The organism is Myceligenerans crystallogenes (assembly GCF_039529775.1).
Classification (GTDB): Bacteria; Actinomycetota; Actinomycetes; order Actinomycetales; family Cellulomonadaceae; genus Myceligenerans; species Myceligenerans crystallogenes.
Genome location: NZ_BAAANL010000006.1, coordinates 322,123 through 336,099, shown reverse-complemented (window position 1 = coordinate 336,099; position 13,977 = coordinate 322,123). Strand labels below are relative to the sequence as shown.

Here is a 13,977-nt window from a genome sequence, read left to right as displayed (position 1 = left end):
CCGGAAGCTCAGCCCTACAGCGCCGATGGTACTGCCCTTGTGAGGGGGTGGGAGAGTAGGACGCCGCCGGACTTCTTTTCAGACAGGAACCCCCTTGAGCCCACCAGCCCAAGGGGGTTCCTGCATCCCCGCACACCACAAGCCCCCGAGCCACCCGGCCCGAGGGCTTTTCTGTGTTCCGGACCCGATCACGCAGCTTCCACGTGCCCCAGAGCGGCCCGGAGCCCGAGAAGATCGCTGCCGACCTCCTCCAGTGCGTTCCTCAGGACGCGGGCCCCGGGCGACTGCTCGTCCCGAACGATCCCGAGCAGCAGGACCCGGCCGCCGATCTCTTTCTCACGCAGCCGGATCGCTTCGCGGAGGGCGAGCTCGAGCGCCTTCTTGCCGTCGCGGGCGAACGGGATGTGCCCTGTGCCGGAGCCGCCCTGACGGCGGCCCGCGCGGTCGAGCGCGCCTTCGCCGAACGTGGCGTCGGCGGTCTCGCGGACCGCGTCGAGGTCGATGCCGACCGCGGCCAGCGCTTCGCGGTCCAGCCCGCCTGCGGCTGCGATCTTTCCATGGGGCTGCAGCCGGACGTTGGTTCCGAGACGTGGAATCCTGGTTCCTCTGTGCGGGGTCGGCGACGACACCCAAGGAACCCGGAGGTACCGATGGCAAGCCCTTCAGGCGGAGTTCAGACCGTCGAGCGAGCGCTCGACCTGCTGGAGATCATGACCGACCTCGGTGGCGACGCGGCCCTCAGCGAGCTGAGCGAACGCAGCGGTCTCCCGTTGCCCACGATCCATCGGCTGCTGCGTACCCTCGTCCAGCGCGGTTACGCGCGACAGCTCCCGTCCCGCCGTTACGCGCTCGGCCCCGGGGTCCTCCGCCTGGCCGACGCCGCCGGCCGCCAGCTCGGCGCCGCGGCCCGCCCGCACCTGGAACGCCTTGCCGGCATCCTGGGTGAGACCGTCAATCTCGCGCTGCTCGACCACGAGATGGCCGTCTATGTGGCCCAGGCCGCCTCGACCCGCTCGGTGCGGATGTTCACCGAGGTGGGGCGGCGCGTCCACTTGCACTGCACGGGTGTGGGCAAGATGCTCCTTGCCGGCCTCCCCGAGGCCGCGGTCCGCGCCGTCGCGGAGAACACCGGTCTCCCGCCCGCCACGGCGACCTCCATCACCGATCTGGACGCCCTCCTCGCCGAACTCTCCGGGATCCGCGAGGCAGGCTATGCCGTCGATGACGGCGAGCAGGAGATCGGCGTGCGCTGCTATGCGGTGGCGGTCCCGGGTGCCCCGCTCGCCACGGCACTCTCGGTCTCGGGCCCGGCAACGCGGGTCACCCCGGAATTCGCCCGGGAGGCCGTTCCGGCCCTGCGCGCGGAAGCCGCCCGGATGGCCGCTCGCCTCAGGTGATCGTCGGCACGGTCGTTGGTCTGCCTGCGCGGCGTCGTCGTGCGTTCCGACGTTGCCCGGGTGATACCCCGCGTCCTAGTATTCCACTGGAAGGACATCTTCTTCCACATAGTGGAAGAACCAGCATCCCGCAACGAGGAGAGTGTCGACGTGGAGACTCCTGACGGCATCGAGATCACCGGAGAGATCGGCGAGCGGTACGAGGAGGTGCTGACCCCCTCGGCCCTCGAGCTGATCGTCCGCCTGCACCGTGAGCTGGCCGATCGGCGCCTCGAGCTCCTGGAGGCCCGCGAGGCCCGCGTCCAGGAGCTGGCCGACGGCGGTACGCTCCGCTTCCTCGAGGAGACCCGCCACCTGCGCGAGGACCCCACCTGGCGCGTCGCCGACCCGGCTCCCGGCATCGTCGACCGCCGCGTCGAGATCACCGGCCCCACCGACCGCAAGATGACGATCAACGCGCTGAACAGCGGCGCCAAGGTCTGGCTCGCGGATCAGGAGGACGCGAACACGCCGCGCTGGGCCAACGTCGTCGGCGGGCAGCTCAACCTGCTCGACGCGATCAACCGCACCATCGACTTCACCGCGGAGAACGGGAAGGCCTACGCCCTGCGCCCCGACGACGAGCTCGCCACGATCGTCATGCGCCCCCGCGGCTGGCACCTGCCGGAGAAGCACGTCCTCGTGGACGGCCGCGAGACGTCGGGCTCCCTGGTCGACTTCGCGCTCTACGTGGCGACCGCGGGCATCCGCCAGTTCGCCAAGGGCCTCGGCCCCTACTTCTACCTGCCGAAGCTGGAGTCGCACCTGGAGGCGCGCCTCTGGAACGACGCGTTCGTGCTGGCCCAGGAGTATCTCGGCATCCCGCAGGGCACCATCCGCGCCACGGTGCTCATCGAGACGTACCCCGCCGCGTTCGAGATGGAGGAGATCCTCTACGAGCTGCGCGACCACTCGGCGGGCCTGAACGCGGGCCGCTGGGACTTCATGTTCTCGGTGATCAAGTCGTTCCGGACGCGCGGCACGCAGTTCATGCTGCCGGACCGCAATGCGGTCACGATGACCGTGCCGTTCATGCGCGCCTACACCGAGCTGCTGGTCAAGACGTGCCACAAGCGCGGCGCCCACGCCATCGGCGGCATGGCGGCGTTCATCCCGAGCAAGGACGAGGCGGTCAACACCACGGCCTTCGCCAAGGTGCGCGACGACAAGACGCGCGAGGCGCGCGACGGCTTCGACGGCTCCTGGGTCGCCCATCCCGGCATGGTCGAGCTCTGCAAGGAGGTCTTCACGGACGTCCTCGGCGAGCGCCCGCACCAGATCGCCCGCACACGGGACGACGTCGAGGTCACGGCCGGGCAGCTGCTCGACGTCGCGGCGACCCCGGGAGACGTCACCGAGGCCGGCCTGCGCAACAACGTCTCCGTCGCGATCCAGTACCTGCGGCACTGGCTGGACGGCCTCGGCGCCGTCGCGATCTTCGACCTGATGGAGGACGCCGCCACCGCGGAGATCTCCCGCAGCCAGGTCTGGCAGTGGCTGCACAACGACGTCACCCTGGCGGACACCGGCCGCACCGTCACGAAGGACCTCGTCCAGGAGATCGTCGCCGAAGAGATCGCGCAGCTGCCCGGCGACCCCGCGGACTACGAGGAGGCGAAGCAGACGTTCCTGGAGGTCGCCGTCGCCGACGACTACGCCGACTTCCTCACCCTCCCGGCCTACCGCCGCATGCCCTGACGCTGATGCCTGCGCGGGGCCCGGCAGGTCGTGCGCCGGCCTCTCCCGGAGGCCCGGCAGGCCGAGGGACGACGGCGGTCGCGGGTCACCCGGGGCCGCCGCCGGGCGTCCCGGCGGCGTCGGTCACGCCACAGCCTCCTGAGAAGGGCCGGCTGCGGTCCGCGTGGGAGAATGAACGCTGCATCTGCCGTTGAGAGGACGATAGTGAACGAAACACCCCGCGAGCAGGGGAACGACCGCGAAGGTGACCGCCCCGAGCGTCACGGCCAGGGACACGGCGGTCCCCGGCGCGACGGTCAGGGCCACGGTGACCGGCCGCGGCGTGACCTCGGCGCAGACCGGCGCCGCGACGAGCGCGGCGGTGCCGGCGGCCGCGACGGATCCCGTCGCGACGACCGGGGGCGTGACTCCGGGGGAGAACGGCGCGGCGGCTACGGTGCGCGCGACGGCGGCGGCTACGGCCGCAGGGACGACGACCGCCGGGGCGGGTTCCGTGGGGCCGACGACGCCCGCGGCCCGCGCCGCGACGACACCAGGGGCGACGGCCAGGGCGGCCGGTTCGGCGACCGCACCGACCGGCCCCGCCGCGACGACCGCGGTTCCGGCGACCGCCCGCGCACGGAGGGCCGTGGCTACGGGGACCGCCCGCAGGGCGGCGACCGGCCCGGACGCGGCTACCCGCGGGACGACCGCGGCGGCGGCTTCCGCCGCGAGGGATTCCGGGGCGACGACGACCGCCGGGGCGGCTTCCGGCGCGACGACGACCGGCGTGGCAGCGGGCCGGACCAGGGCAACCGGGGCGGCTTCCGCCCGCGCGACGACCGCCGGGACGACAACCGGGGCGGGTTCGCGGGCGGCGAGCGCCGCGACGGTGGCTCCGGCCGTGACGACCGCACCGGCGGAGGCTTCCGCCGTGACGACCGCCGAGACGGCGGGTTCCGGGGGGACAACCGCGGCGAGGGCGGCTTCCGCCGTGAGGGCGGGGCCGGTCGCGACGATCGCGGTGGCCCGGGCCGTGACGACCGGCGCGACGGCGGTTTTCGCCGCGACGACCGTGCCGGGGGCGGCTTCCGGCGCGACAATGACTCGCCTCGCGGCGGCTTCGGTGCCGGGCGCCCGCCGCGCCGCGACGATCGCGGCGGCGGCGCGGGACGCGCCGACCACGGCACCGGCGACCGTCCGCAGCGCAGGTACGACGACGAGCGCGGCCCGCGCCGGGACGACCGTTCCGGTGGCAGGCCGCAGCGGGACGATCGCTCCGGCGACCGCCCCCGCCGCGACGACCGGGGATGGCAGGATCGTCCCCGTCGTGACGACCGTGGCCCGGGTGGCCCCAGTGGCCCCGGCGCCGGGGAGCGCGGAGCGGGCGGCCGAGGCTACCCGCCGCGCGACGACCGCCGGGACGGCTTCCGCCGTGACGACCGCGGCGGCAGCGGTTCCCGCCCCGACCACGGGCGTGGCGGCTTCGACCGCGGCGACGCGCGGGGTTTCGCCGGCGGTGACCGCCGCGGTTTCCGTGACGACCGCGGCCCGCGCCGCGATTCCCGCGACGACCGCGGCCCGCGGAGCTTCGGCGACGACCGTGGCCCGCGCCGCGATGCCCAGGACGACCGCGGGCCCCGTCGCGACTTCGGCGACGACCGTGGCCCGCGCCGGGACTCCCGCGACGGGGGCGCCGGTTTCCGCGACGACCGCGCGGGCCGTCGCGACGACCGCGGTGGCGACTTCCGTGACGACCGTCGCGACGACGACCGCCCCCGCGACCCCGAGATCGCCGAGGACGTCTCGATCGACCAGCTCGATCGCGGCGCCCGCGCCCGGATGCGCGGGCTGACCAAGGAGAACGCGGAGCGCGTCGGGCTGCACCTGATCATGGCCGGCCGCCTCATCGACGTCGACCCGGAGACCGCCTACCTGCACGCGCAGGCGGCGGTGCGCCGCGCCGGCCGGATCGACGTCGTCCGGGAGGCCGCGGGCCTGACCGCGTACCGCACCGGCCGGTACGCCGAGGCGCTGCGCGAGCTGCGTACGGTCCGGCGCCTGAACGGCAGCTCCGAGCACCTGCCGCTGATGGCCGACGCCGAGCGCGGGCTCGGCCGGCCGGAACGTGCGATCGCCCTCGCGGCGACGCCCGAGGCCGAGACGCTCGACGCCGCCGGCCGGACGGAACTCGCGATCGTCGTCTCCGGGGCGCGCAGCGACCTCGGCGAGCACGACGCCGCCCTCGCCGTCCTCGACAAGATCCCCGCGCACGAGGCCCCGGGTGACCTCGGCCTCCGCGTGCTCCAGGCGCGGTCCATCGCCCTGGAGGCAGCGGGCCGCCCGGACGAGGCGCAGGCGATCCTCGCCGGCGTCGACCCCGAGGCCCTCGCCCGCGCGACGGGCGAGGAACTCCCGGAGGAGGACGTCGTCGTCTACGACGTCTACGACGACGAGGCGGACGACGACGAGCCCGACGACATCGACGGGCCGGACGACGACGGGCCGGACGACGACGAGCCTGAGGACGAGGAGCCGGACGCCGATCTGCCTGCCGCTCCCGCCCCGGAACGCGACGAGAACACGACGGCCGACGACGAACCGCCCGTCGAGATCCCGGGCGACGCCCCCGAGCCGACCGACGCCGAGATCGAGGCGGAGGTCGCGGAGATCCTCGCCGAGGCCGGGGTCGACGACGAGGCGGACGAGGCGAGCGCGCAGGAGCCGGGCGGCGAGGAGCCGGACGGCGAGGGCCCGTCCGAGGACGCGCCTCAGGCCGCGGACGCCACCCGCCCCGGCGACGACACCGAGGAGCCCAGGGAATGAGTGGTCTGATCGGTAGCGCGACCCCGCTGGCCGAGGCCTACGATCTCGCGCTCGTCGACCTCGACGGCGTCGCCTACCGGGGGCATCTCCCGATCGAGCACGCGGCGCCGAGCCTGACCGCCGCCCGCGCCGGCGGGATGCGGCTCGTCTTCGTGACGAACAACGCGTCCCGCGAGCCGGAGGAGGTCGCCGCGCAGCTCACGGGCCTGGACATCCCGGCCGACGCGGACGAGGTGATGACCGCCGCCCAGGCCTGCGCCGCGCTGCTGCGCACGCGCCTGCAGCCGGGGGCGAAGGTCCTCGTGGTGGGTGGCAAGGGGCTCGTGACCGCGGTGCAGGCCGCCGGGTTCGAGGTGGTGTCGTCGGCCGACGACGCCCCCGACGCCGTCGCGCAGGGTTACGCCCCGCACCTGGCGTGGGAGGACCTCGCGGAGGCCGCGTACGCGGTCGGGCGGGGCGCCTGGCACGTGGCGAGCAACCTCGACCTGTCGCTCCCCACGGCGCGCGGCCTCGCGCCGGGCAACGGCGCGCTCGTGGGCGCGGTGACCGCGGCGACGGGCGTGACCCCGTCGAGCGCGGGCAAGCCCGGCCCGGGCATGTTCCGCCTGGCCGCCGAGCGCGCGGGCGCCCGCGCGCCGCTGGTCATCGGGGACCGGCTCGACACCGACCTGGCGGGCGCGCGCGCCGCGGGGTTCCCCGGCCTGCACGTGCTGACGGGCGTCTCGACGGCGCGGGACGCCGTGCTGGCCGTGCCGGGTGAGCGGCCGTCGTTCCTGGGTGCTGATCTGCGCGCCCTGCTGGAGCCGCATCCGGCGCCGGTGCCGGACGGTGCGGGCTGGAGCTGTGGGGAGGCTCGCGTGGTGGTCACGGACGGAGTCGTGCGTCCGGTCGCGGGCGAGGGCATCGATCTGGTTCGTGCTGCCTGCGCCGCGGCCTGGGGTGCCGCGGACGAGGGGCGTCCGGTGACCGAGGTCCCCGAACTGATCTGAGAGTGGTGCCGGCCCGGGTCTCGTCCCCCGGGCCGGCCGGGTCAACCCGACACCGAGCGTGCCATGGCCTCCCCGTGGGAGAGGTCCTCTTCCCGCAGGGTCAGGAGGTGCCGCATCCGGTGGTCGACGAACTCCTGCTGGTCGCGGATCGGGGCGAAGCGCTCCAGCAGGAGCATGCCCGCGGCGGTCACCCGGGCAGCGCCCTCGCTGGTGTCGATCACCTCGACCGAGCAGGCCCGGGAAAGGTCCTTCAGGTGCCGTCGGACGACCGTCTCGGAGTGGTGTTCGTTCCGGGCGACGGCGCCGATGCTGCCGTACTGCGCCAGGGCGCGCAGGAACTGCCAGTGCCGGGTTGTAATCTGGGGTTTCGCCACGTGTTTCCCTTCCGTGTTTGCTCAGGACATCTGACAAACTTGCGCGGTCACTGCGGGCCGTGAGCCGCAGCACCAGAGCGTAGGTGCAGGAGTAGCAGGTGAAGCGTAACGCACGGTGAATTCTTTTCTATTGAAGCGCAGCTCAGGAGCCGGGACGACCGTCCATGCAGCACCTTTCTCTAATGATGGTAACGCTCTCATGTCAATCAATACGGAGCTAATTCACCCGGTGCAATCGGCGGATGGGGAGAACTCCCCATCGAAGGAAATCAAACATGGGGACCTCTCCCCATCAAGATCCGATTCAACATTACCGATCATGGATCTGCCCCGGTCCGGGCCGTGATCCGGAGCCCGATCAGGCGACATGGGCGCGGCCGCAGGGGCCGTCCCAGGTGCGGCAGGTACCGTGTGTCCGTGAGTTTTGACATGCCCGACGGCACCTTTCCGGGCGCGGACGAGCAGGCGTCTCCGGGAGCGCTCCCGCCGGGGACGTCGCCCGGTGAACCGCCGGTGACGGCCGCCCGCGGCGAGGAGGCGGCCCACGGTGACCCCCTGGGCGACGCCCTGTCGGTGATCGACGGCCTCGACGGTCTCCCGCCGGGGGAGCACGTGGCGCGGTTCGAGCACGTCCACGACGTGCTGCGCGCGCACCTGAACGGCGACGCCTGACCCGTGGTGAACCTGATGACGACAACCTCACGCGTGGACGCCGAGCTGGTGCGGCGCGGCCTGGCCCGGTCCCGGCGGCACGCGGCCGAGCTCGTGGCGGCCGGCCGGGTCGCGGTCGCGGGCAGCCTGGTGACCAAGCCGTCGGCCGCGGTCGCCGATGCCGCCGACGTCGTGGTGGCGCCCGGCGATCCCGGCGCGGCCGAGTACGCCTCCCGCGCGGGCCTCAAGCTCGCCGGCGCCCTCGACCTGCTCCCCGGCGTGCGGCCGGGCGGCGCGTGGTGCGCCGACCTCGGCGCGTCCACCGGCGGTTTCACCGACGTGCTGCTGCGCCGCGGGGCCGACCGTGTCGTGGCGATCGACGTCGGGCACGACCAGCTCCTGCCCCGCCTGCGCGAGGACCCGCGGGTCACGGTCGTCGAGGGCAAGAACGTGCGCGGCCTGACCCTCGCCGACCTCGAGCGTGCCCCGGACCTCGTGACCGGGGACCTCTCCTTCATCTCCCTGACCCTCGTGCTGCCCGCCGTCGCGGCCGTGCTGCGTCCGGGCGGCGCCGCGGTCCTCCTGGTCAAACCCCAGTTCGAGGTCGGCCGCGAGCGGCTCGGCAGCGGCGGCGTCGTGCGCGACCCGGCGTTGCACGCCGACGCGATCGCCGCGGTGGTCCGCGCGGCCGAAGCCTGCGGCCTGCGCGCGCGCGGACTCGTCCCGAGCCCGCTGCCCGGCCCGAGCGGCAACCGGGAGTTCTTCGCGTGGTTCACGTCCGACGACGGCGCCGCCGCGGAGCCGGCGGCGCTCGCCGGCACGCTGGCCGACGTCGTCGTGCCTGATTCCGCCGTACGGCTCTACGAGGTGACGGCATGACGCGGCGGGTGCTGATCGTGACGCACGGGGGGCGGGCCGCCGCCGTGGCGGCCACCGGGGAGGCCGTGCGGCAGCTGAAGGCCGCCGGGTTCGAGCCGATGCTGCACGACGACGCGCTGACCGAGGACTTCGGCGACCACATGGACACCGCGCGGCTGCGTGAGGGGGTCACGGAGTCGGAGTTCGTGATGGTGCTGGGCGGGGACGGGACGATCCTGCGGGCCGCCGAGCTGACGCGGGGGACCCACGTGCCGCTGCTCGGGGTGAACCTGGGGCACGTCGGGTTCCTGGCCGAGTCGGAGCGGGAGGATCTCGGCGAGGCGGTGCAGCGGCTGGCCGCGGGCGACTACACGGTCGAGGAGCGCGCGTGCGTCGAGGTGGACGTGCGCCTGCCGGACGACGGCGAGGTGCTGTCGGGCTGGGCGCTGAACGAGGTGACGATCGAGAAGGGCCTCGGCGGGCGCATGCTGGAGGTCGGCGTGAGCGTGGACGGGCGCAAGCTGTCCTCGTTCGGCTGCGACGGCGTGGTGATGGCCACGGCGACCGGGTCGACGGCGCACGCGTTCTCCGGGGGCGGGCCGGTGATGTGGCCGGACGTCGACGCGGTGCTGTTCGTGCCCCTGAGCGCGCACGCGCTGTTCGCGCGGCCGCTCGTGGTGGGCCCGCACAGCGAGATCGGGGTGCGGGTGCTGTCGTCGTCGGCCGTGCCGGGCGTGCTGACGTGCGACGGGCGGCGGCGGATCGACGTGCCGCAGGGGTCGGACGTGCTCGTGCGGCGGGCCGGGGAGATCCGGCTGGCCCGCCTGACGCAGGCGCCGTTCACGGACCGGCTGGTCTCCAAGTTCGACCTGCCCGTCGCGGGCTGGCGGGAGAGGGCTGTACGGTCTACCGGATCCGAGCAGGCGTCCGGGGGCGGCAGCGGGTGAACGCGGGGGACCGGCTGATGCGCGCGAGGAGCGAGCACCTGAAGGGGCAAGCGGAGAGGGCAGGCTGAGGGGCAACATGCTTGAAGAGATCGCGATCGAGAACCTGGGTGTCATCCGTGCCGCGCGGGTGCCCCTGTCCGAGGGCCTCACCGTCGTCACGGGTGAGACGGGCGCGGGCAAGACGATGGTGCTCACGGGCCTGAACCTGCTCATGGGCGGCAAGGCCGACCCGCGGTCGGTGCGGCCCGGCGCGGATCGTGCCGCGGTGGAGGGCCGGATCCGCGTGTCCGGGCACCCGACGGTCGCCGAGCGGGTCCAGGAGGCCGGCGGCGAGCTGGAGGACGACGGCACCGTGCTGGTGCTGCGCACCATCGCCGACGGCCGGTCGCGCGCGCACCTGGGCGGGCGTGCCGTGCCGCAGGGCGTGCTCGCGGAGATCGCGGACGACCTGGTCACCGTGCACGGGCAGGCGGAGCAGCTGCGCCTGCGCACCAGCGCCAAGCAGCGTGACGCCCTGGACGACTTCGCCGGGCCCCGGCACCAGCGGGTGCTCGCCGGGTACCGCACGGCCTGGTCGGAGCGCGCCGGCCTGCTCGGCCAGATCGCGGAGTCGGAGGCGAGGGCCGCCGAGCGGGCGCGGGAGGTGGAGCTGCTGCGGATCGGCCTTGAGGAGATCGAGCGGGTCGACCCGTCGCCGGGCGAGGACGCCGAGCTCGCGACCCTGATCGAGCGGCTGTCGAACGCCGAGGGCCTGCGGGTCGCGGCCGGCGAGGCGCACCAGGCGATGGCGGGCGAGGACGAGACCGGCTCCCAGCAGAACGCGATCGCGCTGGTCGAGCGGGCGCGCAAGGCACTGGAGGGCGGCGCGTCGTCGGACCCGGCGCTGGCGGAGCTGGCCACGCGGTTCGCCGACGTCGGCTACCTCATCAACGACCTGGCGACCGACGTCGCCGCCTACCTCGACGACCTGGAGGCGGATCCGGGCGCCCTGGAGGCCGCGCACGCCCGCCGGGCGGACCTCGCGGGGCTGACCCGCAGCTACGGCGAGACGATCGACGACGTGCTGCGGTGGGCGAGCGACGCGGGCCTGCGCCTGCTCGACCTGGACGACGGCGGGGAGCGCCTCGGCGCGATGCGGGCCCGCGTCGCGGAGCTGGACGACGAGCTGGAGCGCCTCGCGGACCTGCTCACGCAGGCGCGCACCACGGGCGCCACGGAGCTGGCCGGGTCCGTCACCACCGAGCTGCACGGCCTGGCCATGGGCGGGGCGCACCTGGAGGTGACGGTCGAGCGGGCCGAGGAGCTCGGGCCGTACGGGGCCGATCAGGTCACGATGCTGCTCGTGCCGCATCCGGGCGCGCCGCCGCGGCCGCTCGGCAAGGGCGCCTCGGGCGGTGAGCTGTCGCGCGTGATGCTGGCCCTGGAGGTGGCGCTGGCGACGTCGCCGCACAAGACGGCGTCGTCCGACGGCGACAACGGTGACGGTGAGCGGCAGGACGCCGACGGCGTGCTGCGCCGCACCTTCGTGTTCGACGAGGTCGACGCGGGGGTCGGCGGGCGGGCCGCGGTCGAGGTCGGACGGCGCCTGGCGCGCCTGGGCCGCACGACGCAGGTCGTCATCGTGACCCACCTGGCGCAGGTCGCCGCGTTCGGCGACGCGCACCTGGTGGTCACCAAGTCCACCGATGGAGACGGCGCGGAGGACGGCATGATCACCGTCACGGGCGTGCGCGAGGTCACCGGCGAGGACCGCGTCGTGGAGCTGGCCCGGATGCTCTCCGGCCAGGAGGACTCCGAGACCGCGCGGCAGCACGCGACCGAGCTCCTGGAGTCGTCGGTCGTGGGACGATGATGCCGATGAAGCTCATCCTCGCCCGCTCGGGCGCGCACGCGGAGGAACGGGCGGACCCGGACGGGCCCGTCACGGGCCCGGCGCGCGTGGGCACGCGGACGAAGGAGCTCACGAGCCGGCTCGAACCGGGCGACATCGCCGTCATCGACCACGCGGACCTCGACCGGGTCGCCGGGGACGCGCTCGTCGCGGCGCGGCCGGCCGCCGTGCTCAACGCCGCGGCGTCGATCACGGGCCGGTACCCGAACACGGGCCCGGGCATCCTGCTGGAGGCGGGGATCCCGCTGGTGGACGACCTCGGCCCGGCGGTCATGGCGCTCGCCGAGCGCACGCCGCTGGAGATCGTCGGCGGGCAGGTGAGCGCCCGCGGCGAGGTGGTCGCCAAGGGCACGCGGCAGACGCCGTCGTCGGTCGCCGACGCCCTCGCCGCGGCCCGTGAGGGCCTGTCCGTGGAGATCGAGCGCTTCGCCGAGAACACCCTGACGTACCTGCGCCGGGAGCGGGACCTGCTGCTCGACGGCGTCGGCGTGCCGGACATCCGCACGAACGTTGCCGGACGGCACGTCCTGATCGTCGTGCGCGGCTACCACTACCGCGAGGACCTCGCGATGCTGCGCTCCTACATCAAGGAGAACCGCCCGGTCCTGATCGGGGTCGACGGCGGCGCGGACGCGATCCTCGACGAGGGCTGGAAGCCGGACCTGATCGTGGGCGACATGGACTCCGTGTCCGACGCCGCCCTCGCCGGCGGCGCCGAGATCGTGGTGCACGCCTACCGCGACGGCAAGGCCCCCGGGCTGGAGCGGGTGCGGTCGCTCGGCGTCGACCCCGTCGTCTTCCCCGCGACCGGGACCAGCGAGGACATCGCGATGCTGCTCGCCGACGACAAGGGCGCCGAGCTCATCGTCGCCGTCGGCACGCACGCCACGCTCGTGGAGTTCCTGGACAAGGGCCGCTCGGGCATGGCGTCCACGTTCCTGACGCGGTTGCGCGTGGGCGGCAAGCTGATCGACGCCAAGGGCGTCTCCCGCCTGTACCGGACGCGGATCTCCAACACCCAGCTCACGCTGCTGTCCCTGGCGGGCGTGTCCGCGGTGGGCGCGGCGCTCGGCGCGACGTCGGCCGGGCAGACGTTCTTCGGGCTCCTGGGCGCGCGGTTCGACGACCTGTGGTCCTTCATGGGTAGGCTGTTCGGCGGTTGATAACCGACCGTTCACCTCACTGAAGGACCACCACCCCACGTGATCGACTTCCGTTACCACCTCGTCTCGCTCATCTCGGTGTTCCTCGCGCTCGCCGTGGGGATCATCCTCGGGGCCGGGCCGCTGCAGGGGACGCTCGGCGAGACCCTCACCCGTCAGGTGGACTCCCTGCGCGAGGAGCGCAACGACCTGCGCGCGCAGCTCGACGCGACCACCGGTTTCCTCCAGGCCGACGAGACGTTCCTGGCCGCGGCCGCGCCGCGGCTGCTGGACGGAGCGCTCGCGGGGCGCCATGTCGCCGTCGTCAGCCTGGGTGAGGTGCCGGCGGCGACGCGGTCCGGGGTGACCGAGCAGCTCGAGGCGGCCGGGGCCGACGTCGTCGGCACGGCGCGCCTGCCCGTCACGTGGACCAGCGTCGAGGAGGAGACGAGCCAGGAGACCGTGGCCGAGGGCCTGCGCAGATACCTCACCGACGCCGGGATCGAGACCCCGCGGGACGAGCCCGCGACCACGCTCGGCGCGGCGGTGGCGCTCGCGCTGGTCGGGACGGGCCCGGCGGGCTCCCGCAGCGACGACGCGGTGGACCTCGAGTCCCAGCTGGAGCGGTTCGACCTGCTGGACGTGGCCGGGGAGCAGACGGCGCCCGCCGACGCCGTCGTGCTGCTCACCGCCGCCCCCGTCACCGAGGACGGCGCGGAGGCGTCCGCCTACGCCGCGCTCGGGACGCCCGAGCCCGAGCCCGAGCCCACCGTGTCACCGAGCGCCGAGCCCGCGAGCCCGCGGCACGCCGGAGACGTGTGGACGGCGGCGGCGGCCGGGGCCTCGCTCGTCAGCGGGACCCTCGTGCTGTCCGGCCCGGCGGGCGACGGCGACGACCCGGTGCAGCGCGTGCGGTCCGACGACGAGCTGGCCCGCGACCTCACGACCGTCAGCGACCCGGCCTCGCTGGTGGGCCAGGTCACCGTCCCGCTGGCGCTCGCCGCGGCGTCGGCCGGCCAGGACGGTCACTATGGCCCCGAGGCCGACGCGACCGCGATCCCGCCGGTTCCCGGGGAATAGGCCCGGCGGCGGGCAGGATGTCCGGGAGAGGACGGCCGGTGCGTGCCTCCGGGCACGCGATCCGGCCGGCGGTCCCGCAAGATCCGCGAGAACAGGGGAGACACAC

At 74.3% G+C, this 13,977-nt stretch carries 13 protein-coding genes; 10 read left to right on the top strand and 3 right to left on the bottom strand.

Annotated elements, in window-relative coordinates; genetic code table 11:
- Window positions 1-188: 188 nt before the first annotated feature.
- The gene (locus ABD208_RS16065; RefSeq protein WP_344104803.1) at window positions 189-629 is read right to left on the bottom strand and encodes a Clp protease N-terminal domain-containing protein; all 441 of its coding nucleotides are present in this window, start codon (window positions 627-629) and stop codon (window positions 189-191) included.
- Window positions 630-650: 21 nt separating this feature from the next.
- Here ABD208_RS16065 and ABD208_RS16060 point away from each other — a divergent pair, with 21 nt between their 5' ends.
- Both ABD208_RS16060 and aceB read left to right on the top strand, forming a co-directional pair.
- On the top strand, window positions 651-1,397 hold the full coding sequence (locus ABD208_RS16060; protein WP_344104800.1) for an IclR family transcriptional regulator: 747 nt from the start codon (window positions 651-653) through the stop codon (window positions 1,395-1,397).
- A gap of 150 nt (window positions 1,398-1,547) precedes the next feature.
- On the top strand, window positions 1,548-3,134 hold the full coding sequence (gene aceB / locus ABD208_RS16055; RefSeq protein WP_344104797.1) for a malate synthase A: 1,587 nt from the start codon (window positions 1,548-1,550) through the stop codon (window positions 3,132-3,134).
- Between the two features lie 123 nt (window positions 3,135-3,257).
- Here aceB and ABD208_RS16050 read toward each other — a convergent pair whose 3' ends face one another.
- Window positions 3,258-5,000 carry a hypothetical protein gene (locus ABD208_RS16050; protein ID WP_344104795.1) on the bottom strand — a complete coding sequence of 581 codons (1,743 nt, stop codon included), beginning with the start codon at window positions 4,998-5,000 and terminating at the stop codon, window positions 3,258-3,260.
- Between ABD208_RS16050 and ABD208_RS16045 the strand changes: the two genes are divergently transcribed.
- Window positions 4,956-5,939 carry a tetratricopeptide repeat protein gene (locus ABD208_RS16045; RefSeq protein WP_344104793.1) on the top strand — a complete coding sequence of 328 codons (984 nt, stop codon included), beginning with the start codon at window positions 4,956-4,958 and terminating at the stop codon, window positions 5,937-5,939. The genes ABD208_RS16050 and ABD208_RS16045 overlap by 45 nt on opposite strands.
- Window positions 5,936-6,928 carry an HAD-IIA family hydrolase gene (locus tag ABD208_RS16040; RefSeq protein WP_344104790.1) on the top strand — a complete coding sequence of 331 codons (993 nt, stop codon included), beginning with the start codon at window positions 5,936-5,938 and terminating at the stop codon, window positions 6,926-6,928. Before ABD208_RS16045 ends, ABD208_RS16040 begins: the two co-directional genes overlap by 4 nt.
- Window positions 6,929-6,969: 41 nt before the next feature.
- Here the strand turns inward: ABD208_RS16040 and ABD208_RS16035 are convergent, their stop codons facing one another.
- Complete coding sequence (locus ABD208_RS16035; RefSeq protein WP_344104788.1) at window positions 6,970-7,302, bottom strand: LysR family transcriptional regulator; 333 nt, start codon at window positions 7,300-7,302, stop codon at window positions 6,970-6,972.
- A gap of 417 nt (window positions 7,303-7,719) precedes the next feature.
- Here ABD208_RS16035 and ABD208_RS16030 point away from each other — a divergent pair, with 417 nt between their 5' ends.
- The 6 genes from ABD208_RS16030 to ABD208_RS16005 all read left to right on the top strand — a co-directional run bounded on the left by ABD208_RS16030 (window position 7,720) and on the right by ABD208_RS16005 (window position 13,871).
- The gene (locus ABD208_RS16030) at window positions 7,720-7,974 is read left to right on the top strand and encodes a hypothetical protein (RefSeq protein ID WP_344104786.1); all 255 of its coding nucleotides are present in this window, start codon (window positions 7,720-7,722) and stop codon (window positions 7,972-7,974) included.
- 15 nt (window positions 7,975-7,989) lie between these two features.
- Entirely contained in the window at window positions 7,990-8,832 is an 843-nt protein-coding gene (locus tag ABD208_RS16025) for a TlyA family RNA methyltransferase (RefSeq protein ID WP_344104783.1), read from the top strand.
- On the top strand, window positions 8,829-9,758 hold the full coding sequence (locus ABD208_RS16020; RefSeq protein WP_344104781.1) for an NAD kinase: 930 nt from the start codon (window positions 8,829-8,831) through the stop codon (window positions 9,756-9,758). The genes ABD208_RS16025 and ABD208_RS16020 overlap by 4 nt, the downstream gene beginning before the upstream one ends.
- A gap of 76 nt (window positions 9,759-9,834) precedes the next feature.
- On the top strand, window positions 9,835-11,610 hold the full coding sequence (locus ABD208_RS16015; RefSeq protein WP_344104778.1) for a DNA repair protein RecN: 1,776 nt from the start codon (window positions 9,835-9,837) through the stop codon (window positions 11,608-11,610).
- A gap of 5 nt (window positions 11,611-11,615) precedes the next feature.
- On the top strand, window positions 11,616-12,812 hold the full coding sequence (gene steA, locus ABD208_RS16010; protein ID WP_344104776.1) for a putative cytokinetic ring protein SteA: 1,197 nt from the start codon (window positions 11,616-11,618) through the stop codon (window positions 12,810-12,812).
- Between the two features lie 39 nt (window positions 12,813-12,851).
- The gene (locus tag ABD208_RS16005; RefSeq protein ID WP_344104774.1) at window positions 12,852-13,871 is read left to right on the top strand and encodes a copper transporter; all 1,020 of its coding nucleotides are present in this window, start codon (window positions 12,852-12,854) and stop codon (window positions 13,869-13,871) included.
- Window positions 13,872-13,977: the final 106 nt, after the last annotated feature.

Bases quoted from the DNA above. Each gene is read 5' to 3' on its own strand.
- ABD208_RS16060 (WP_344104800.1), top strand. From the start codon at position 651: ATGGCAAGCCCTTCAGGCGGAGTTCAGACCGTCGAGCGAGCGCTCGAC.
- ABD208_RS16020 (WP_344104781.1), top strand. From the start codon at position 8,829: ATGACGCGGCGGGTGCTGATCGTGACGCACGGGGGGCGGGCCGCCGCC.
- ABD208_RS16015 (WP_344104778.1), top strand. From the start codon at position 9,835: ATGCTTGAAGAGATCGCGATCGAGAACCTGGGTGTCATCCGTGCCGCG.
- ABD208_RS16040 (WP_344104790.1), top strand. From the start codon at position 5,936: ATGAGTGGTCTGATCGGTAGCGCGACCCCGCTGGCCGAGGCCTACGAT.
- ABD208_RS16045 (WP_344104793.1), top strand. From the start codon at position 4,956: ATGCGCGGGCTGACCAAGGAGAACGCGGAGCGCGTCGGGCTGCACCTG.
- ABD208_RS16025 (WP_344104783.1), top strand. From the start codon at position 7,990: ATGACGACAACCTCACGCGTGGACGCCGAGCTGGTGCGGCGCGGCCTG.
- steA (WP_344104776.1), top strand. From the start codon at position 11,616: ATGAAGCTCATCCTCGCCCGCTCGGGCGCGCACGCGGAGGAACGGGCG.